This window comes from Sorangium sp. So ce281 (assembly GCF_051527395.1).
Taxonomy (GTDB): domain Bacteria; phylum Myxococcota_A; class Polyangia; order Polyangiales; family Polyangiaceae; genus Sorangium; species Sorangium cellulosum_B.
Window position 1 is genome coordinate 198,272 of the sequence record NZ_CP150322.1, and the last position, 19,649, is coordinate 217,920.

12 protein-coding genes are annotated in these 19,649 nt (G+C 66.2%); all 12 read left to right on the top strand.

The annotated features are described in order from the left end of the window. Positions 1 to 24 precede the first annotated feature (24 nt). The 12 genes from WMF27_RS00740 to WMF27_RS00795 all read left to right on the top strand — a co-directional run bounded on the left by WMF27_RS00740 (position 25) and on the right by WMF27_RS00795 (position 19,649). Entirely contained in the window at positions 25 to 3,384 is a 3,360-nt protein-coding gene (locus WMF27_RS00740) for a non-ribosomal peptide synthetase (RefSeq protein ID WP_437762183.1), read from the top strand. A 4-nt stretch (positions 3,385 to 3,388) separates the two neighbouring features. Beyond that, on the top strand, positions 3,389 to 4,843 hold the full coding sequence (locus tag WMF27_RS00745) for a condensation domain-containing protein (protein ID WP_437762182.1): 1,455 nt from the start codon (positions 3,389 to 3,391) through the stop codon (positions 4,841 to 4,843). Between the two features lie 50 nt (positions 4,844 to 4,893). After that, positions 4,894 to 8,265, top strand: a complete 3,372-nt coding sequence (locus tag WMF27_RS00750) for a non-ribosomal peptide synthetase (RefSeq protein ID WP_437762181.1) — start codon at positions 4,894 to 4,896, stop codon at positions 8,263 to 8,265. 48 nt (positions 8,266 to 8,313) lie between these two features. Beyond that, positions 8,314 to 9,408 carry a thioester reductase domain-containing protein gene (locus WMF27_RS00755; RefSeq protein ID WP_437762180.1) on the top strand — a complete coding sequence of 365 codons (1,095 nt, stop codon included), beginning with the start codon at positions 8,314 to 8,316 and terminating at the stop codon, positions 9,406 to 9,408. Positions 9,409 to 9,432: 24 nt separating this feature from the next. Continuing rightward, a complete protein-coding gene (locus WMF27_RS00760; protein WP_437762179.1) occupies positions 9,433 to 10,236 on the top strand; it encodes a thioesterase II family protein in 804 nt (267 codons plus the stop codon). Positions 10,237 to 10,249: 13 nt separating this feature from the next. Next, complete coding sequence (locus WMF27_RS00765; protein WP_437762178.1) at positions 10,250 to 11,416, top strand: acyl-CoA dehydrogenase family protein; 1,167 nt, start codon at positions 10,250 to 10,252, stop codon at positions 11,414 to 11,416. Between the two features lie 537 nt (positions 11,417 to 11,953). Beyond that, positions 11,954 to 12,643: an ABC transporter ATP-binding protein gene (locus WMF27_RS00770; protein WP_437762177.1), complete on the top strand. Its 690-nt coding sequence runs from the start codon at positions 11,954 to 11,956 to the stop codon at positions 12,641 to 12,643. A gap of 3 nt (positions 12,644 to 12,646) precedes the next feature. Beyond that, the gene (locus tag WMF27_RS00775; protein ID WP_437762176.1) at positions 12,647 to 13,828 is read left to right on the top strand and encodes an ABC transporter permease; all 1,182 of its coding nucleotides are present in this window, start codon (positions 12,647 to 12,649) and stop codon (positions 13,826 to 13,828) included. A 12-nt stretch (positions 13,829 to 13,840) separates the two neighbouring features. Beyond that, entirely contained in the window at positions 13,841 to 15,082 is a 1,242-nt protein-coding gene (locus tag WMF27_RS00780; protein WP_437762175.1) for an ABC transporter permease, read from the top strand. A gap of 34 nt (positions 15,083 to 15,116) precedes the next feature. After that, entirely contained in the window at positions 15,117 to 16,259 is a 1,143-nt protein-coding gene (locus WMF27_RS00785; RefSeq protein ID WP_437762174.1) for a hypothetical protein, read from the top strand. Positions 16,260 to 16,480: 221 nt separating this feature from the next. Beyond that, positions 16,481 to 17,758, top strand: coding sequence for a hypothetical protein (locus WMF27_RS00790; RefSeq protein ID WP_437762173.1), 1,278 nt, complete (start codon positions 16,481 to 16,483; stop codon positions 17,756 to 17,758). Between the two features lie 352 nt (positions 17,759 to 18,110). After that, the gene (locus WMF27_RS00795) at positions 18,111 to 19,649 is read left to right on the top strand and encodes an MFS transporter (RefSeq protein WP_437762172.1); all 1,539 of its coding nucleotides are present in this window, start codon (positions 18,111 to 18,113) and stop codon (positions 19,647 to 19,649) included.

The window sequence follows — 19,649 nt, forward strand, 5'->3', positions numbered from 1 at the left end:
GTTCCGCAAGGAGGCGGCACACTGATGTCCCAGTCTATCGATCAGCTTTCACCCGAACGAAGAGCTCTCTTCGAGCGCAAGCTCGCCGCGACCAAGAAGCGGCGAGACGCTGCGGCCGACGCTCAGGCGGCCGAGGGGCTCCCCAAGATCCAGCCGGATCCCGCGGCGCGCTTCGATATGTTCCCGCTGACCGACATCCAGCAGGCGCAGTGGATCGGCGGTCGCAGCGGCGTGTTCGAGCTCGGCAAGGTGGCGGCCCACCTGTACGTCGAGTTCGACTCCACGACGATAGACTTGGATCGTCTCGGGCGTGCTTGGCAGCGGCTCATCGAGACGAATGACCAGCTCCGCATGGTCATCCGTCCCTCGGAGCTCAAGCAGCAGGTGCTCAAGGAGGTGCCTCCCTACAAGATCGAGGTGCTCGACCTGCGCGGCAAGGCGGCCGAGCAGGTCGACGCGGAGATCGCCGCGATCCGCGAGCGCATGGCGCACCAGATCTTCCCCGGCGACCGCTGGCCGCTGTTCGAGGTGCGGGCGACGTTGCTCGAGAGCTGTACGCGGATCCACGTAGGGTTCGACCTGCTCGTGGCGGACGCCTGGAGCTTCCGCGTCCTGATGGACCGCTGGATGCGGGTGTACGCCAACATCGACGAGCCGTTGCCGGAGCTCGAGATCACGTACCGCGACTACGTGTTGCACATGGAGAAGCTCAAGGAGACGGAGATGCATCGCCGGTCTCTTGAGTACTGGCGCAAGCGGCTCCCGACGCTGCCGCCGGCGCCGGAGCTGCCGCTGGCCAAGCACCCGCGCGACCTGGTCAAGCAGCGCTCGCAGCACTTCGAGGTGCACCTGCCGCCCGAGGTATGGGCGCCGCTGCGCGAGCGCGGCCAGCGGCTCGGGCTCACCAACTCGGGCCTGTTCCTGGCGGCCTTCGCCGAGGTGCTCACGATCTGGAGCAAGAGCCCGCGCTTCACGATCAACGCCACGGTCTTCAACCGGCTGCCGATGCACCCGCACGTCGGCGACATCCTGGTGGGCGAGTTCAACTCGTTCGTGCTGCTGGCGGTGGATCACTCCACGCCGGAGTCGTTCGCGATCCGCTCGCGGCGCATCCAGGATCAGCTCTGGGAGGATCTCGAGAACCGCTATGTCAGCGGTGTGCAGATCATGCGTGAGCTGGCGCAGGTGACGGGCCGCAACACGGGCGCGCTCATGCCGGTGGTCTTCACCAGCACGCTGGCGCACTACGAGGACGAGGCTCGGGCGCCCAAGCAGTGGCCGGGCGAGATGGTCTATGAGATCTCGCAGACGCCGCAGATCTGGATGGAGCACCACATCTGGGAAGAGAATGGCGCGCTGCTCCTGCGCTGTGATGCCGTCGGCGAGCTGTTCCACCCCGGGATGCTCGACGACATGTTCAAGAGCTACGAGCGCCTGCTGCACCGGCTCGCCGGCAGCGATGACGCCTGGCAGGACACGAGCCGGATGTTCATGGTGCCGTCCGCGCACGTGGAGGCGCGCGCGGCGGTCAACGCCACAACGGGGCCCCGATCCGAGCTGCGGCTGCACGAGCTGTTCGAGAGCCAGGCGCGGCGCCAGCCGGACAACATCGCGGTGGTCACGGCCAGCGCCGAGCTGTCCTATAGCGACGTCGATCGCCTGTCGAACCAGGTCGCGCACCAGCTCCGCGCGCTCGGCGCCAAGCCGAACACGCTGGTGGCGGTGGTGATGGAGCCGGGCTGGCAGCAGGTGGTCGGCGTGCTCGGCGTCCTCAAATCGGGCGCGGCGTACCTGCCCATCGACCCCGAGGTGCCCGCCGAGCGGCTCGCGTACCTGCTCGACAATGCCAAGGTGAGCCTCGCGCTGACGACGTCGCACCTCGCCGAGGGGCTGGCGTGGCCGGCGAACGTCAGGCGCCTCGTGCTGAGCCGCGAGGCGCTGGCCGGGCAGCCTGAGACGGCGCTCGCGCCCGTGCAGAAGGTCAATGATCTCGCCTACGTGATCTACACCTCGGGTTCCACCGGCCAGCCCAAGGGCGTCATGATCGACCACCAGGGCGCGGTCGGCACGATCGTCGACATCAACCGGCGGTTCCAGGTGGAGCCGAACGATCGCATCCTGGCGCTGGCCTCGCTCAGCTTCGACCTGTCGGTCTACGACGTGTTCGGCTTGCTCGCCGCTGGCGGCACGATCGTTGTTCCGGCGGCCGAGGAGTCGCGCAACCCGGCGCATTGGGTGAGCCTGATGCGTTCGCACCGCGTGACGATGTGGAACTCGGTGCCGGCGCTCATGGAGATGCTGGTGGATTACCTGGCGCGCTACACGGATCGTCTCCCCGAGTCGCTGCGCCTCGTGCTCATGAGCGGCGACTGGATCCCGGTGCGGCTGCCCGATCGGATCCGCGCTATCGCGCAGCCCGACGTGCAGGTCATCAGCCTGGGCGGCGCCACCGAGGCCTCGATCTGGTCGATCCTGTATCCGATCGGCGCGGTCGAGCCCGAGTGGACGAGCATCCCCTACGGCAAGCCCATGGTCAACCAGCGCTTCCACGTCCTCAACGAGGTCATGGATCCGTGTCCGGTGTGGGTGCCCGGCCAGCTTTACATCGCCGGTGACGGCCTGGCCAAGGGCTACTGGCAGGACGCCGAGAAGACCGCGGCGAGCTTCATCACCCACCCCACGACAGGTGAACGCCTGTATCGCACGGGCGACCTCGGGCGCTATCTGCCCGACGGTAACATCGAGTTCCTCGGCCGCGAGGATCTCCAGGTCAAGGTGCTCGGCCACCGCATCGAGCTGGGCGAGATCGAGGCCGCGCTGCAGGAGCACCCCAAGGTGAACGCCGTGGCCGTGGTGGCGGTCGGCGATACCAGCGAGACGCGGCGCCTGGTCGCCTATGTGGTGCCGGGCGAGTCGGAGCCGACGCCCGAGGAGCTGAGCGCGCTCGCGCACGAGAAGCTCCCCAACTACATGGTGCCGGCGCAGTACTTGTTCCTGGGCGCGCTGCCGCTGTCGCCCACGGGCAAGGTGGACCGCAAGGCCCTGGCGACGCGTGGCCTGGGCCAGGAGATGCGCAAGCCGTTCGTGGCACCGGACACGCCGCTTCAGCAGAAGCTCGCCGACATCTGGGCGAGCGTGCTGCCCAACGTCGAGCGCATCGGCATCCATGACAGCTTCTTCGAGCTCGGCGGTAACTCGCTCCTCGCCACGCAGCTCATCTTCAAGCTCCGCGACACGTTCCACATCGAGATTCCGCTGTTCAAATTCTTCGAAGCCACCGCGATCGACAAGCTGGCCGTGGTGATCGAGGAGACGCTCATCAAGGAGATCGAGCAGATGAACGACGGCGACGCAGAGAAGCTCCTCTCGACGGTGGCGGGGTAATCGCATGTCTACACCGGAAGAGCTCGTCGGGCGGCGCGAGCAGCTCAACGAGGCGAAGAAGGCGCTGCTGGCCGCGTGGCTCAAGGGCAAGGTGCCTGCCGGGAGCGCCGGCAGCCAGGGGGGAGCCTCGCGGTTCCCGCCGGTCGTGGCCGATGGTGCGCGGCGCGGCGAGTCCTTCCCGTGGACTGAAGTGCAGCAGCGATGGGGCGGCGTCGCGGGCCAGTCGGCGCCCGCCCCGTGCTTCTACTATGTGGAGATCGACGGCCGCGCGCTCGATCTCGGCCGGCTCGTGGAGACGTGGCAGCGCATGGTGGACCGCCACGACATGCTGCGGTCGGTCGAGGCCGGGGCGGGTCTGCAGCGGATCCTCACGACGATCGATCCCGGAGAGGTGTCCGTTCGCGACCTCGCCGAGAGCGATCCCGCTGCGGCGGCCGAGCGCCTCGTGGCCATCCGCGAGGAGATCATCGCCGCCGGCTTCGGCGCCGAGCAGAGGCCTCCCGTGCGCATCACGATCACGCGGCGGCCCGACGGTTCGGCGCGGGCACACCTGCTGCTCGATTTGCTCCGGCTCGACGAGCCCAGCCTGCACGTGCTGGTCATGCAATGGGGTCGGCTGTATCGCGATCCCACGTTGACGCTGGCGCCGCTCGAGCTGTCGTTTCGCGACTACACGCTCGGCTGGCGAGCGATCGCCGCATCGGCGGAAGCCGGGCAGGCGTGGTGGCGCGGGAGGCTCGACATGCTCCCGCCCGGCCCCGATCTGTCGGTCGACGCGGCGGCCGCCGCTGCGGCGGAGAGCAGGAAGGGTCCGCCTCGACCGGTCCACCGGCGCGTGCGCGTCCCCGCTGCCGTCTGGCAGCGCCTCAAGACGCGGGCGGGGACCGAGTCGCTCAGCGCTTCGGGGTGCCTCCTGGCGGCGTTCGCCGAGGTGCTCGGCCAGCGGAGCCGCGACAAGCGGTTCTGCATCGACACGGTGTCGTTCGACCGGCTGCCGGTGCACCCGCAGGTCAACGACATCCTCGGCAACTTCGTGTCGCTGCTGCCGGTGGTGGTGGACAACACGGGCCCGGAGGCCTTCGGTGTTCGCGCACGCAACCAGCAGCGGCAGCTCTGGGAGGCTGCCGAGCACTGGTACGCCCGCCCCCTCGATCAGCACGCAGGCGCGTCGGTCGTCTTCACCAGCGCGCTGGCGGCCTTCACCGCGGGCGACGTGGCCGTGGCCCACGCCGCCCGCGAGGTCGAGACACCCTTCGGCTGGCTCGGCGAGATCACGCTGGAGCAGTCGGTCCGGCCGGGAGTCTGGCTCGAGAACCAGGTCCAGGAAGACCGCGGCGACCTCGTCGTCAACTGGTTCTTCCGAGCCGACTTGAGGCCTGGTGTGCCGATCGATGAGATGCTCGCTGCCTATCAACGCCTGATCGTCGAGCTCTCGGAGCGCGACGCGACCTGGCAGTAGGCGGCTTCATAAGAGTTTCAAATACGAACCCCACGAAAAGCGAGAGGCAAATGAAGGACGCGGCGATCCGCACGGCAAACCTGAGCGCGACAAAGCAGGAGATCCTCAGGCGGCGACTTCAAGGGGAGACCGTCGGGCAGACCTACAAACTCGAGCCCATCATCGAGGATGTCGAACACCGCTACGATCCGTTCCCCATCACGGACATGGTCGAGGCGCAATGGATGGGGCGCAATCGCGCGTACGATCTGGGCAACCAGGCGGCGCACGTGTACTCCGAGTTCTTCGACGGCGACTTCGATCTGAAGCGTTTCCAGGACGCCTGGAACCGCCTGCTCGATCGTCATGAGATGCTCCGCGCCTACGTGCGCCCCGACGGGCTGTACCAGATCAATCGCGAGGTGCCCCCCTACGAGATCACGGTCTTCGATCTGCGCGGCAAGAGCGAGGAGGAGGTGAAGGAGCACCTCTTCAACACGCGCCGGCGCATGACGCGCCACGTGAGCCGCGCCGACGTCTGGCCGCTGTTCGAGATCGTCGCCACCCGGGTGCGCGACGACTGGATGCGCCTGCACCTCAGCTGTGATCTGCTCATCTCGGACATCAAGAGCTTCCAGATCATGGGCAAGGAGCTGGCGACCCTGTACCAGGATCCGAGCGCCAAGCTAACCCCCGAGACCCTCGGCGTTTCGTACCGTGACTACGTCCTCGCCCTGCACCGGCTCAAGAAGGGGCCGATGTACGAGCGGGCGCGTAAGTACTGGCTCGAGGAGCGCCTGCCGGTGCTCCCGCCTTCGCCTGCGCTGCCCATGCGCAAGACGCCCACCAACGTGGACATCCCGTACTTCGTGCACCGCGCGTTCTCCGTGGACAGCAAGCGGTGGCGGCAGATCCAGGCGCTCGCCAAGAAGTACGACCTCACCCCCGACACGGCGGTGCTGGCGGCGTTCGTCGAGGTGTTTGCCACCTGGAACCGCTCGCTCGACTTCACCCTGAACGTGCTGTCGTTCCAGCGCATCCCGCTGCACCTGCAGATCAACGAGATCGTCGGCAACTTCGGCGCGACGGTGCTCCTCGCGGTGCAGAACCAGGACGGCGAGACGTTCGTCGATCGCGCCCACAAAGTGCGCGAGCAGCTGGTGAAGGACCTCGACCACTGGGTGTTCAGCGGTGTCGGCGTGCTGCGCGAGATCAACCGCCGTCAGGGCGGCAGCCTCGGCGCCACCATGCCCGTGGTGTTCGCCAGCACGCTCAACTTCAGCAGCGGCAAGGATCCCTCGCTCCTGGGCGAGGTCGAGACCTCCTTCTACGCGCAGCACATGAAGTACATCCAGCTGCAGACGCCCCAGGTCTGGTTCGATCATCAGGTGTCGGAGGACAACGGCGCCCTCGTGCTCGAGTGGGACGTCGTGGAGGACCTGTTCCCGCCGGGCCTCATCGACGACATGTGGCGCGCCTACCAAGGCATCTTCGATCGTCTCGCCGCCGGCGACGAGGCGTGGCTGGCGAAGAGCCGCGCTCTGCTGCTCCCGCCCGAGCAGCTGGCCCAGCGCGCCGCCGTCAACGCGACCGAGGCGCCCATTCCGACGGCGCTGCTGCACGAGCTGTTCGCGCAGCAGGCCCATCGTCAGCCCGACCGTGTCGCCATCATCGCGTCCGGGCGCGAGCTCACCTACGGCCAGCTCGATCGCATGTCCAACCAGCTCGCCCACCAGCTCCGCTCGGCCGGCGCCTCGCCTAACACGCTCGTCGCCGTGGTCATGGAGCCGGGCTGGCAGCAGGCGGTCGCGGTGCTCGGCATCCTCAAGGCGGGCGCGGCGTACCTGCCCATCGACGCCGCCCTGCCGGCGGAGCGGCTCGCTTACCTGCTCGACAACGGCAAAGTGGCCATCGCGCTGACCCAGGCGCACCTCGATGATCGGCTGTCATGGCCGTCGAGCGTGCTCCACCTGGTGGTGAGCACCGACGCGCTCTCCGGGCAGCCCGAAACGGCGCTCGCATCCGTGCAGGCGCAGACCGATCTCGCCTACGTGATCTACACCTCCGGCTCCACCGGTCAGCCCAAGGGCGTCATGATCGATCACCGGGGCGCGGTCAACACGATCGCCGACATGAACCAGCGCTACAACGTCGGTCCTGACGATCGCACCCTGGCGCTGTCGTCGCTGAGCTTCGATCTGTCGGTCTACGATGTGTTCGGGCTGCTCGCCGCCGGCGGCGCCATCGTCGTGCCGCCCGCAGCGGAGGTGCGCGAGCCCTCCACGTGGGGGCGCTTGATCCACGAGCACCAGATCACGCTGTGGAACACGGTACCGGCGCTCATGGAGATGCAGGTCGACTACCTGAACCGTCACGCGAAACGCCTGCCCGACTCGCTGCGCGTGGTGCTGCTCAGCGGCGACTGGATCCCGGTGCGGCTGCCCGATCGGATCCGCGCTATCGCGCGCCCCGACGTGCAGGTCATCAGCCTGGGCGGCGCCACCGAGGCCTCGATCTGGTCGATCCTGTATCCGATCGGCGCGGTCGAGCCCGAGTGGACGAGCATCCCCTACGGCAAGCCCATGGTCAACCAGCGCTTCCAGGTCCTCAACGAGGCCATGGATCCGTGTCCGGTATGGGTGCCCGGCCAGCTCTACATCGCCGGCGACGGCCTGGCCAAGGGCTATTGGCAAGACGCGGAGAAGACGGCGGCGAGCTTCATCACCCACCCCATGACAGGTGAGCGCCTGTACCGCACGGGCGACCTCGGGCGCTATCTGCCCGACGGCAACATCGAGTTCCTCGGCCGCGCGGATCTGCAGGTCAAGGTGCTCGGCCACCGCATCGAGCTGGGCGAGATCGAGGCCGTGCTGCAGGAGCACCCCAAGGTGAACTCCGTGGCCGTGGTGGCGGTCGGCGACACCAGCGAGACGCGGCGCCTCGTCGCCTACGTCGTGCCGCGCGACGGCACGCCGGCCCAGGAGGAGCTCACCACGCTGGCCCAGGCCAAGCTGCCCGAGTACATGGTACCGGCGCAGATCTTCTTCCTCGATGCGATGCCGCTGTCGATCACCGGCAAGGTCGATCGCAAGGCGCTCGCCTCCCAGCGCGTCGAGACGCGCCGGGTGTACACAGCGCCCGAAACCGCGCTCGAGAAGCAGCTCACCGCGATCTGGGCCGGCGTGCTCAACGCCGAGCGCGTCGGGATCCACGACAGCTTCTTCGAGATGGGCGGCAACTCGCTGCTGATCACGCACCTGATCGCCCGCATCCACGAGGAGTTCGGCGTGGAGATGCCGCTGCGGACGGTCTACGAGCACCCGACCGTCGCCGCGTTCGTCCCCGAGTTCGAGGCGATTCGTGCCGGCGCGCCCGCGGCGAAGGCGTCCGCGCCCATCGATCTCGCGGCCGAGGCGATGCTCGACCCGACCATCGGCGGTTGACGGTTCAGCTCCCCAGGCAGCGGCCCTCCATCACAGCTAGCAACGCTTATGACATCAGTCCTCTTGACCGGCGCCACAGGGTTTATCGGGTCGTTCGTCCTCCGCGACCTTCTGCGCGAGACGAACGCCTCGGTCCACTGCCTGGTACGCTGTGGCAGCCCTGAAGACGGCCTGGCCCGCGTAAAGCGGAGCCTGACCAACTACGGTCAATGGGACGACTCCATGACCGCGCGGATCACCGTCGTACCCGGTGATCTGTCGCGGCCCCTCTTCGGCCTCATGCCGTCTGATTTCTCCGATCTGGCCGAGCAGATCGAGACGATCTATCACTGCGGCGCGCTGGTCAATTTCATGCAACCGTACCCCGTCCTCAAAGCCACCAACGTGGGGGGCGTACAGGAGGTGCTGCGGCTCGCCAGCCGAGGCAAGCCGCTGCACCACTGCTCCACGCTGCGCGTGCACGGCGCGGTCCGCGATCCACGTCAGGTCATCGCCGAGGACGACATCTCGACCGATCAGTCGGGCTTGCACACCGGCTACGCCCAGAGCAAGTGGGTCGGGGAGCGACTCGTAGCCACCGCCCGCGAGCGCGGTATCGCCATCTCGTTGTATCGCCCCGGCATGGTCGCCGGCGACAGCCGGCTCGGGGCATCGAACCTCACCGATCTGATGTGTCGCATGGTCAAGGGCTGCATTCAGCTCGGCTGCACCTTCGACAACGACATGTTGCTCGACATCACCCCCGTCGACTACGTGAGCCGGGCGATGGTCACCATCGCCGGCCAAGGTGCGCGGCTCGGCGGCAACTTCCACCTGGTCACGCCGACGCCCGTCTCATGGCTCCAGGTCGTCGAGTGGATCCGCGCCTACGGCTATCCCATCGAGATCATGCCCTACGCCCGATGGCGTGAGGTGCTCCTCGAGAAGAGCCGCTCTGCCGCCGACAACTCGCTGGCGCCCCTGACCTCGTTCTTCCGCGCCGAGATGGGCGACGAGGTCGTTCCCATCTACGACTGCCGAAACACCCTTGGAGCCCTGGAGGGCACGGACGTTCGATGTCCGCCCTGCGATCGCGGGCTCATGAACAGATACCTGGATTACTTTGTGCAAGTCGGGTTTCTCCAGCCGTCGTCTCAACACTGAGACCCCAACCGTGATGAGCCACCGATGAACGTAATCCAACCCTACGACGCCCCCTCCAGCTGGCTTGCCAACTACTATCCCAGGCCACACCCCGCCTTGCGCCTGTTCTGCTTCCCATTCGCAGGCGGCGGCCCCTCCACGTATCGCACGTGGAGCAAGATGGTCCCCGAGGAGGTCGAGGTGTGCCCCATCGCCCTTCCCGGCCGCGAGACCCGGATCCGCGAGCCCTTCATCACGCAGTTCTTCCCGCTCGTCCGGATCCTCCTGCGCGCCCTCTACCCGCTGATGAACCGCCCGTTCGCGTTCTTCGGGCACAGCATGGGATCCCTCGTCTGTTACGAGCTGGCGCGGGCCCTCCGACAAGAGGGCGGGCCGATGCCCGTCCACATGTTCCTCTCGGCCTACGTCAGCCCGAACACCCTGCGCCTCGATCACAAGCCGGTGTCCAAGATGTCGGACGCGGAGTTCCTCGAGATGCTCCGGGGCTTCAACGGCATCCCCGCGGCGGTGCTCAACAGCCCGGAGCTGCTCTCCATCTTCGTCCCGATCCTGCGCGCCGACTTCGCCCTCGAAGAGACCTACGAGTTCCGTCCCGAGCCGCCGTTCGACTGCCCGTTCACCGTGTTCGGCGGCCTGCGCGACACCTCCGTGGGCGAGGAGAAGCTGAGAGCCTGGAGCGCGCTGACCAACGGGCCATTCGCGCTGCACATGGTCGAGGGCGATCACTTCTTCATCCACTCCTCCGAGCGCTTCCCCGTGCTCCTCTCGGACGAGCTGCGCCGCGTCGTCAAACGCGAGGGGCTCGTTTCCACCCCCCGTCTGCCATGAACAGGTGTGTGCCATGATCACCAAAGCCCTCACGCTCCTCGATGAAGAAGAAAAGGCCTTCAAGAAGTCCGTCCGCCAGTTCGCGGAGACCGTGATCCGCCCGCGCGTGCGGGAGATGGACCGCAACGCCGAGATGTCGCCCGAGGTCATCGAGCAGCTCTTCGCGCAGGGGCTCATGGGCCTTGACATCCCCGCCCAGCACGGCGGTCGTGGCGTCCCCTACTTCCAGTCGATCCTGGCGATCGAGGAGCTGGCCCGGGTCGATCCCGCCGTGTCCGTGTGCGTCGACGTGCAGAACGTGCTCGTCAACCACATGCTCACGCGCTGGGGAACCGACGCGCAGAAGCAGCGCTATTTGCCCATGCTCGCCACCACGACCATCGGCGCGTTCTCGCTCTCCGAGAAGGACGCCGGCAGCGACGCCTTCAACATGGCCGCTCGCGCCACGCTCGACGGCGATTACTACGTCATCAACGCGCGCAAGCACTGGACCACCAACGGCGGCGAAGCTGGTATATTCATCGTCTTTGCCAACACGACGCCCGGCAAGATCCACGGCGTCACCGCCTTCCTCGTCGAGCGCAACACCCCCGGGCTCGTCGTGGGCGCGCGCGAGGACAAACTCGGCATCCGCGCCAGCTCCACCACCGAGCTGCTGCTCGAGAACGTGCGCCTCCCGCGCGATCGGGTGCTCGGCATGGTCGGCGGCGGCTATGACATCGCCGTCGAGGGGCTGAACAAAGGCCGCATCGGCATCGCTGCGCAGATGGTCGGGCTGGCTCAGGGGGCGCTCGAAGCCGCCGTCGGGTACGCCAAGAAGCGCAAGCAGTTCGGCGAGACGATCGCCAGCTTCCAGGGCGTGCAGTTCGCGCTCGCCGAGATGGCCGTCGATGTCGAGACAGCGCGGCTGGTCACCTACAACGCCGCCCGCCTGCTCGAAGGCAAGGCCCCGCTCCCGATGCTCATCGCGTCGTCCTCCAAGGCCAAGTACCACGCTTCGGTGGTGGCCGAGCGCGTCGCCTCGCAGGCCGTCGAGATCTTCGGCGGCAACGGCTTCACGAAGGAGTTCCCCGTCGAGAAGTTCTACCGCGACGCCAAGATCGGCAAGATCTACGAGGGCACGTCAAACATCCAGCTCCGCACCATCGCCGCCGGCTTGATCAACAGCCTCGAGCTGTAGCGCTGGAGAACCAAACCAGACAAGGAGACGCCCGCTCCGGCGCGAAGAGGCTGGTGCCGCCGATGTACGATGCGCTCGTGATGTTGTTCATGTGAAGCCCGCTGAAGCCAGGAGGGTGCCCTCAAGACCACCAGCGAGAAGTGGATCCGCGCATCGACTTCGTCCTGCGCCGAGGACAGGAAGCGTTCTCGAGCCCGTGACCAACGACCTCACGGGCTCCATGGCGATGTCCTCCAGCGGGCGCTGGGCATCTACTCACACGGGCACATGGGCCACGTGCCTGCCACCGGGCAGTGCCAGCGTATCAAATAGCTCAGCATTCGTAAATGGTCTTGACGATTTGCAAAATTTAGCACGACGATGCGGGGGTAGACCTCTGTAATATCAAGTATTTGGTCGGTTCGATGCACTCGCGATGCAGTGTGCCTCAATGTGGAAGCACCTGCCCCATCTCCCGCTCGTCATGGTATGGTCGAGCACATCGCGTGCAGATACAGGGCTGTTCATCGTTAGCGAGATCGACGCGGAGGAGCCAGCGTGAGCGACACAAGCAAGGTCTTCATAGACATCAGGGATTTGCGGAAGGTCTACAAGCGTGGCAAGCAGGATGTCCCCGTCCTGGAGTCGATTAACCTGCAGGTTGTCGAGGGTGATTTCGTTGCCCTGATGGGACCCTCCGGTTCCGGCAAGACCACGCTGCTCAACCTCATCGCCGGGATCGACACCCCCACCTCCGGCGCGCTCGTCATCGACGGTGTCGACATCGCTCGTCAAGGCGAGAACGACCTAGCGCAGTGGCGTAGCCGCAACGTCGGATTCATCTTCCAGTTCTATAACCTCATCCCCGTGCTCACGGCGCTCGAGAACGTGGAGCTGCCGCTGCTCCTGACGTCGCTGTCGGCCAGCTCGCGGCGCGAGCGTGCGATGACGGCGCTCAAGCTGGTCGGCCTGGCGGAGCGGTACGAGCACTATCCCCGGCAGCTGTCCGGCGGCCAAGAGCAGCGCGTGGCTATCGCCCGCGCGATCGTCACGGACCCCAAGGTGCTGGTCGCAGACGAGCCCACGGGAGACCTCGACACGACCAGCGCCGAGGACGTGCTCAAGCTCCTGGAGACGCTCAACCGCGAATTCAAGAAGACCATCGTCATGGTGACCCACGATCCGCGCGCCGCCGGACGTGCGCGCACCCAGCGCCACCTGGAGAAGGGGCTCCTCAAGGAGAATTGAGCGATGGGTTATCTGCGCTTCGTCTACAAGCACCTTCACGCCAACCGCCTGAGATCGTTCAGCACCATCATCGCGCTGAGCCTTTGCATCTTCCTGGTCACGACCCTGCGGACCGTGGTCGCCGCCGTGCAGTGGGGGCTCCAGAGCGGAAGCGCCAACCGGGTCGTCGTGCGCTCCGCGCTCGGTCTGACCTCGAGTATGCCCCAGACCTACAAGTCGCGCATCGCCGCCGTGCCCGGCGTCAAGGGCGTCGCCGCATCCACGTTCTTCATGGGCTTCCAGGGCTCCAAGCCCGATTGGGGTAACTACTTCCCGAACTACGCGGTCGACGACGACTACTTCTCGCTGCACCCCGAGATCATCGTCCCTCCGGCCCAGATGGAGAGCTACCTGCGCGAGCGCAGCGGGTGCATCATCGGCGAGGCGACCGCCAAGAAGTTCAACTGGAAGATCGGCGACGTCTTCCACCTGGAGAGCATCATCCCGCCCTATCGGCGTCCGGCCGGAGCGTTCGATTTCGTCATCTCCGGGATCTATACGAGTGACGACACGCGCTTCCCCGGCACCGACCGGAGCATGATGTTCTTCCACTTCAAGTACCTCGACGACGGCATCGGTCAGCCTGTCCGCACCAAGACGTTCTCCGTGACGCTGAACGACGCATCGCAGTCCGGCAGCGTCGGCACCGCCATCGATCAGCTGTTCGAGGGCAGCGAGCAGGCCACGCGCACGGAGACAGAGGCCGCGTTCCAGGCCGGCATGCTCTCGATGGCGGGCAACCTCGCCCTGCTGCTCAACAGCATCGGGTTCGTCGTCGCCTTCACCATCCTGCTCGTCACCGCCAACACCATGAGCATGGCGGTGCGCGAGCGCCGCACCGAGATCGCCGTGCTCAAGACGCTCGGCTTCACGAGCGGCAAGGTCATGGCGCTGATCATCAGCGAGGCGTTGCTCATCGGCGTCTTGGGGGCCGGCCTGGGGCTCGTGGCCAGCTTCTTCGCGATCCGCGCCATGCCGCAGCTGCCGCTGGTCGGCGGCGTGTTCTCGCAGGCGCCCGACTCCAACCTCCTTTTCCCCATGGCCCAGGGCATGGCCGCAGGCCTGCTGCTCGGCTTGCTGGCGGGCTTCGTCCCCGCAATCATCGCGTTCCGCGCGCGGATCACAACCCTGCTCAGGACAGTCTGAAGGACAGCGGCGATGCTCTACCTAATTCTGGCGGTTGTCATTCCTCTGGCCATTCTCGGGCTGATGCGCCAGGTGGTGACCAAGCCCATTCCCCTCAAGTACAACCTGCGCAGTGTGAGCGCGCGGTGGCAGGTTACGCTGCTGTCCGTGATCAGCATCGGCATGGTGGTGATGGCATTCATCATCCTGCTCGCGATGGTGACCGGCTTCCGGTCCTCCTTGCGCAAGACTGGGAGCACGGCCAACGCCATCGTCACGCTACGCGGCTCCACTGCCGAGCTCACCTCGGCCATCGAGCGCGAAGAGCTCCAGCGGCTGGCGGAGAGCCAGTTCATCGCCCGCTCCGCTGCGGGCGCGCCGCTGGCGTCGCCCGAGGTCGTGTTGATGGCGAACCTGCCGAACAAGGCTACCGGGGAGCGCATCAATATCAGCTTCCGCGGGGTCACGCCCGCCGCCCTCCAGGTACGCACCGCCCTCAAGATGGTCGAAGGGGGGAACTTCAAGCCGGGGGTCGAGGAGATCATCGTGGGCAAGCGCCTGCGTGAGCGCATCGCCGGCGTAGCCGTGGGCAACAAGCTCCGCATCGCGCAGCGCGAATGGACCATCGCGGGCATCTTCGAGGCCGAGGGCAGCGCCTTCGAGAGCGAGATCTGGGGTGACGCCGACGTCGTGCGCGCCGCCTTCCGGCGTGAGAACCTGTACCAGTCGATGACCGTGCGGCTCACGTCGCCCGATGCGCTGGAGTCCCTCATGGCCGAGGCCACCAACCGCCCGGGCGCACAGCTCGAGGTCACCGGCGAGCAGAAGTACTATGAGTCTCTCGCCGGCTCCACCACCAAGATCCTCAACGCCCTGGCGGGCTTCGTCGCGGTGGTCATGGGCTTTGGCGCCGTCTTCGCGGCCATGAACACCATGTCCAGCATCATCGGCGCGCGAACGAGCGAGATCAGCACCCTGCGCGTGCTCGGCTTCTCCCGGCTGAGCATCCTCCTGTCGGTGCTCGTGGAGTCGATCCTGATCGCGATCGTAGGCGGGGTGATCGGCTGCGTGCTGGCGCTGCCGGCGCAGGGCCTGACGACCAGCACCGGGCAGACCGCCAGCTTCACCGAGATCGCCTTTGCCTTCGAGCTCACGCCGACGCTGCTGGCGGCTGGCGTCTGCTTCGCTTCGCTGATGGGACTGCTGGGGGGAATCCTGCCTTCCACCCGAGCTTCGCGGCTCCACCTCGCCAGCGCGCTGCGTGTGCACGCGTGAACCGCGACGGCAACAGGTAGGCAATTCCAACGGATTGCTGAACCAACGGACTATTGAACCGGAGAAACGAAAGATGCTTCGAACAAGTCTCGGTCTTATCTGTCTCGCCCCCGTCTTGCTCATGGTGGGGTGTAGCGACACGCCGGACGACGAGGATGACACGACGGCGACGGAGGGGATGACCCTCACCTTCATGTCGCGCAAGCTCTACGGCGGCGCTGACGACGAGCTGAATGCAGCCTTTCGAGCGCAGGACGAGGCCCAGTGGACCGAGGGCATGGAGGCCTTCCACGAGGCCCTCCTCACGAAGTCCTTCGTCCCGCGCGCGGAGCTCATCGCGGACGAGATCAAGGAGATCAAGCCCGACTTCGTCGGCCTGCAGGAGGCGCTCATCATCTCGACCCAGACGCCGCCGGATGGCAGTGAGACGTCGGCCACGACCGTCGAGGAGGACTACCTGCAGATCCTGCTCGCCGCTCTCGATGCGCGCGGAGAGCAGTACGAAGCCGTCTCCACCCATGATGGCGTAGACGCGGAGTTCGCAGGAACCGAGTCGGACGTGCGCTACGCGGAGCGCACCGTGCTCTTGGCGCGGTCCGATCTGGCAACGCGCGGCATCGAGCTGTCGAACGCGAAGCAGGGCTCGTTCACGGAGCAGAGCACCTGTGTCCTGCCCAGCCTTGGCGGCGACATCAGCATCACGCGCGGCTGGGCCAGCATCGGCGTCGACGTCAAGGGAAAGACGTTCAACGCCGTCGTATCGCACCTCGACTTCACCTGCGTGGGCTTCGACCCGAGCGTCCAGCTCGGCGAGGGCGACGAGCTGATCGCCGCGACCGCGCCCCTCGATCCGGTCGTCGTCATCGCTGATCTGAACTCGAACGCCGACACCAGCGGCGTGAGCTCCAACCCGCTGACCACCACGGAGACGTACAACAACCTCCGCAAAGCCGGGTTCTCCGATGCGTGGACGGGCGACGATGAGGGCTTCAACTGCTGCTTCACCGACGATCTCCTCGACAACGACGACGTGCCGCTAGATCAGCGCATCGACGTCATCCTGTACCGCGGCCCCTTCACGCCGGCCGGCGCCGGTCTGACCGGCCTGACGGCGCGGACGCCGGAAGGGTACTTGCCGTCGAACCACGCCGGCACCTGGGCTTCGCTCAAGTTCTGACCGCCGGAGACGGTAGACGTAAGGCGGTGGGTCTCGTCCATGCGCGTGGCTTCGTTCACCGCATGGTCGGGGCCGAGTTGCATGTCCTGCGCGTTTTGTCCTTGGTCAACGGGGTGAGTGGCGTGCGGCACCTGTTGTTTGGGGAAAAGTCAGGGGATGCATAAGGTGTTACGGGGCACAGGTCTGCTCATGGGTGCACGCAAGCATGACAAGGGATAAATATGATGGAATTTCCTAGGGGTTCATGCAAAGTCGGCCTCGCGCTCGCCACCCTGGCGCTGTGTGCGGGCCTTGCCGGTTGTGGAGACACGGCGGATCCGCCGGACGACGGCGTGCCCCCGACGACCGATACGCCCACTGTGTATTACGGCGTCGACACGCGGCGTGAGCTCATGATCACGAGCCTCGCGGTGGTCAACGATCCCGTGCGGGCCCAGGGCATGGGTGCGTGGACCTTCGGCAAGGCCATGACGGAGATGGCGCCGGAGGACATGGCGCCGGCTGACTTCGTGGAGAGCTGGGTGAAGCTGTTCCAGCAGCAGTTCACCGTGAACGGGTTCCCGGTGGGCTCGCGCTCCGCGGTGGACAAGCTCCTCAGCTCTTGGCCGCGGCAGGACGATGGCAAGCTGGATCTGTCCAAAGCCCCGTTCCGACTGACTGCGATCGTCAACCGCATGGACCTCCTTCCGCAGGAGGTGAGGCGCGGCGCGCCGCCGGGAGCTGGCGAGGGGCGGTTCGTCTTCGGGCTGGTCCAGGACGGTGAACCGGCCAACATGACGGTCATCTTCGAATACGCGCTCGTCGGGCCGACAGAGGCCGAGGCGAGCCAGTGGGCGTGCGCATGGCACGCGCTCGGTACGATGCCGCTGGGGAGCCCCGAATACAATGAGGCGCTGCAAGCGATCACCGACAAGTTCAGCAAGCGCGGCTCCAATCCCGATGGGGTCAACGGCAGCGCCCTGCACCAGGTCCGAACCAACGATGTGGCGCTGACCAAGACCAGCTGGGAACTGCGTGAGTTCAACCTGGATCCCGAGACAGGTCTGTTGCGGCAGGTGCCTCTGGATCGCACCCCCGACGATTCCTTCGATGGGACCGAGCGTCTGGCGCAGTTCATCAAGGAAAACCAGGATGCGATCCTGAGCGACAGCCACAACGTCGGCGATCTGTACCAGGACGAGCCCTTCCGGGGGAGCACGTCGCACATCCCGATGCACCCGTTCGATAAAGGCTGGGTGCTGCCGTCGGGCTCCGGCATTGACGCGAATCTCCGCCACGCGTTCTCGCTCTCCACCTGCAACGGCTGCCACTCCGGCGAGACGAGGACGAACTTCGCGCACGTCTCCTATGATCACCCGATGGGCGAGGAGGCCATCCTCTCGGGGTACCTCACCGGCGTCACGGTCATCGATCCGATCGACGGGGAGAGCTACACCTTCAATGAACTTGAAGCGCGGGCCAAGAACCTGAGCACGCTGCTGCAGCAGTGCGATAAATAGCGGCCCGAGTTGTCTGCTCACCCCAGGGCGAGCGCATCGGTCCGCTCAACTATCCGAAACCACTGCGTTCTTTCGTGGTGTCCCATGGCGAGATCATGGGTATCTACGGAGGGACACATGGTTTGATGCGCTCGCCGTGCACGGGGGCCAGCGCCCCCCCCATGCGCGCTGTGCGCCGCGCGGAATACCTTGCGGAGAGGCGGCCGCGGGAGTAGAAGGGCCGCGGCGGGCTCCGCGGTGGTCATCACCCCTCCCCCCCATCCAAGAAGCGACAGACTGCGCGCGGATACGGTCGGTACGGCTATTCATCATCTCGCCCTATCCAAACGTCTTTGTTCGGCTGGAGATGCCCATGAATGTTCAAGGCCAGCGTCGATGGCTTGCGTTCCTCTTCATCTCGGTCTCCGTGCTCATCATCAGCTTCGACAACACCATCCTGAATGTCGCGCTGCCGTCGATCAGCAGAGCGCTCCACGCGTCTGCCGGTGACCTGCAGTGGATCGTGGACGCGTACATTCTCGTGTTCGCTGCCCTCCTGTTGACCATGGGGGCGATCAGCGATCGGATCGGTCGCAAGCGGATGCTGCAGATCGGATTGATACTGTTCGCCATCGGCGCTGGCATGGTCACGCTCGTCGACTCGACCCGGGCGCTCATCGGCCTCCGCGCGTGCCTCGGCGTCGCCGCAGCGATGATCATGCCGTCCACCCTGTCGATCATCGCGGCCACCTTTCGCGATGCGCGGGAGCGCGCCAAGGCGATTGCGCTCTGGGCTGCGGTGTTCGGCCTGGGCATCAGCATCGGTCCCATCCTCGGTGGCTGGCTGCTCAAGCACTTCGATTGGAGCTCCACCTTCCTCGTCAACGTGCCGATGGTGGTCATCGCGCTCGTGGGTGGCCACTTTTACATCGAGGAGTCGCGCGACAGCCACGTCCGCCAGCTCGACCTGCTGGGGGTTGTGCTGTCGATCGTCGGCCTGTTCGCGCTCGTGTTCGCGATCATCTTGGCAGGCATGGTCGGCTGGACCGAGCCAACGGTCGTGAAGTCCTTTGGCGTCGCGGTGGTCGTGCTGACCCTCTTCGGGATCTGGCAGTGGCGGGCTCCCCACGCCATGCTCCCGCTCACGTTCTTCCGAAACCGTTGGTTCAGCGGGGCCAATCTGGCGCTGATCATCATCTTCTTCGCGAACTACGGCTCGGTGTTCTTCCTGAGCCAGTTCTTTCAATCGGTTCGCGGACATACCCCGCTCGGGGCGGGCCTCCTGCTCCTGCCGATCGCCTTGGTCGTGACCGTGGGCTCGGCCATGTCGGCCCGCCTGGCGGGCCGCTTCGGCAGCCGGGTGACGGTGGGGGGAGGCATGCTGGTCGGCGGCTTCGGCCTCCTCGGCATGTCGATCTTCGCATCGTCCACCGTGTCGTACGCGATACTGTTCTCGGTGCTGACGATGTTCGCGTTCGGTCTGGGCTTGGTCGTCCCCGCATCATCGAACTTGGTCATGTCCTCCGTGCCGGTTGACAAGCTGGGGGTGGGCTCGGGCATGAACGACACGACCCGCCAGCTCGGCGGCGCGTTCGGCGTGGCGGTGCTCGGAACGATCGCCAATCACGTCTACATCGAGCAGCTCGCGCCGCTGCGGCAGCGACCGGATTTCCAGGTGCTGCCGGCCCGTGTGCTCGACTTGACGATGAGCAGCATCCAGGAGGCGCACGTCGCCGTCAGCGAGCTCGCGTCGCCGCTGGCCGCGGAGCTCAACCAACGCGCGACGGAGGCGTTCGTTGCCGGTATGACCAGCGCCATGCGGGTGGGTGCGATCCTGTTCATCGCGGGCGCGTTGGCCGTGCTCGCGATTCTGCCGAATGGTGCACCAGACGGCGAAAGGCACGGGGAGTAG

Bases quoted from the DNA above. Each gene is read 5' to 3' on its own strand.
- WMF27_RS00740 (WP_437762183.1), top strand. From the start codon at position 25: ATGTCCCAGTCTATCGATCAGCTTTCACCCGAACGAAGAGCTCTCTTC.
- WMF27_RS00745 (WP_437762182.1), top strand. From the start codon at position 3,389: ATGTCTACACCGGAAGAGCTCGTCGGGCGGCGCGAGCAGCTCAACGAG.
- WMF27_RS00750 (WP_437762181.1), top strand. From the start codon at position 4,894: ATGAAGGACGCGGCGATCCGCACGGCAAACCTGAGCGCGACAAAGCAG.
- WMF27_RS00755 (WP_437762180.1), top strand. From the start codon at position 8,314: ATGACATCAGTCCTCTTGACCGGCGCCACAGGGTTTATCGGGTCGTTC.
- WMF27_RS00760 (WP_437762179.1), top strand. From the start codon at position 9,433: ATGAACGTAATCCAACCCTACGACGCCCCCTCCAGCTGGCTTGCCAAC.
- WMF27_RS00765 (WP_437762178.1), top strand. From the start codon at position 10,250: ATGATCACCAAAGCCCTCACGCTCCTCGATGAAGAAGAAAAGGCCTTC.
- WMF27_RS00775 (WP_437762176.1), top strand. From the start codon at position 12,647: ATGGGTTATCTGCGCTTCGTCTACAAGCACCTTCACGCCAACCGCCTG.
- WMF27_RS00780 (WP_437762175.1), top strand. From the start codon at position 13,841: ATGCTCTACCTAATTCTGGCGGTTGTCATTCCTCTGGCCATTCTCGGG.
- WMF27_RS00790 (WP_437762173.1), top strand. From the start codon at position 16,481: ATGATGGAATTTCCTAGGGGTTCATGCAAAGTCGGCCTCGCGCTCGCC.
- WMF27_RS00795 (WP_437762172.1), top strand. From the start codon at position 18,111: ATGAATGTTCAAGGCCAGCGTCGATGGCTTGCGTTCCTCTTCATCTCG.